The 1,108-nt window shown below is 75.2% G+C and carries 1 protein-coding gene; it reads right to left on the bottom strand.

All coding sequences use genetic code 11. From position 1 onward, the window contains the following. Window positions 1-35 precede the first annotated feature (35 nt). On the bottom strand, window positions 36-893 hold the full coding sequence (locus tag ACYVE9_RS27860) for a universal stress protein (protein WP_461030664.1): 858 nt from the start codon (window positions 891-893) through the stop codon (window positions 36-38). Between the last annotated feature and the right edge of the window lie 215 nt (window positions 894-1,108).

The raw sequence follows: 1,108 nt of genomic DNA, 5'->3' as shown, positions 1-1,108 counted from the left end.
GGGCCGCGCGATCGGCGCGCGGCCCGGACCGCCGGTCACCGTTCGCCGGGAACCAGCACCACCGGGCAGTGCGAGTGGTGCAGCACCGAGTGCAGGACCGGGCCGAGCTGCATGCCGAACCGGTGCTTGCGGTGGTGCCCGCCGACCACGACGACGTCGGCCTCCTCCGACACCGACACCAGCTGCCGGCCGGGCGAGCCCTGCACCGTCTCGGTGCGGAGGCGCACGTCCGGGTACTTCTCGGCGACCGCCGCGACAGCGGTGCGGGCGACCTTCTCGGCCGCCGCCGCGTAGTGGACGTCCTCCGGGTTGGGCGCGAAGTCGAAGGCGTGCACCACCAGAAGCTCCGCGTCGTGCCGCTTCGCCTCCTCGAAGGCGAACTCCATCGCCGCGCGCTCGGTGTCGGCGTCGACCCCCAGCAGGACGCGGCCGTGGCTGCGGCCGGTGTCACCGCGGACGACCAGCAGCGGGCTCGCGGTGTGCGCGGCGACCCGCAGGCTCACCGAACCGAGCAGCAGCCCGGCGAAGCCGCCGTGGCCGCGGCTGCCGACCACGGTCAGCACCGCGCCCTCACTCCGGTGCGCCAGCGCGTCCGCGGCGGCCTCGGACGTCATCGACGGAATGACCCGCAGCTTCGGGTGCCGCTCGCGCAGCTCCTCGGCGGCGTTCTCCACCAGGTGCCGGGACCGCTCGTGGAGCGTCGAGCCGCCGGTGTCCTGGCCCTCCATCGGGGGCAGCAGCTCCCAGGGCCAGCCGGACAGGATCTCCAGTGGCACGTCCCGCAGCACGGCTTCCTCGGCGGCCCTGTCCAGGGCGGCGCGGGAGTGCTCGGAGGCGTCGAAGCCGACCAGGACGCGGGGGGGCAGCGGGGCGGTGGGGGCGGTGTCGGTCATGGCATACCTCCATGGGTAGGACGTTCGCGCAGCCGACGCGGGTAGGGATCCCGCGCGGTACGCGCCAACAGGCGGATACGGACGTCAAGGCGAATAGTGGCCTCGGGCCGCGCCGGAACCGGGTTGGACCCGGCCTCGGCGAGTTGCGGCAGGTCGCGTGCCGTCGCGCGGAGCCGGTGCGGCAGGACCTCGGGCCGGCGGCTGGGCGGCCCGCC

The sequence above is a fragment of the Streptomyces sparsus genome (genome assembly GCF_054776295.1).
This window is presented reverse-complemented; position numbering and strand designations above follow the sequence as displayed.

Excerpts from the sequence above, each read along its gene's own strand:
- ACYVE9_RS27860 (WP_461030664.1), bottom strand. The coding sequence starts at position 893 with ATGACCGACACCGCCCCCACCGCCCCGCTGCCCCCCCGCGTCCTGGTC.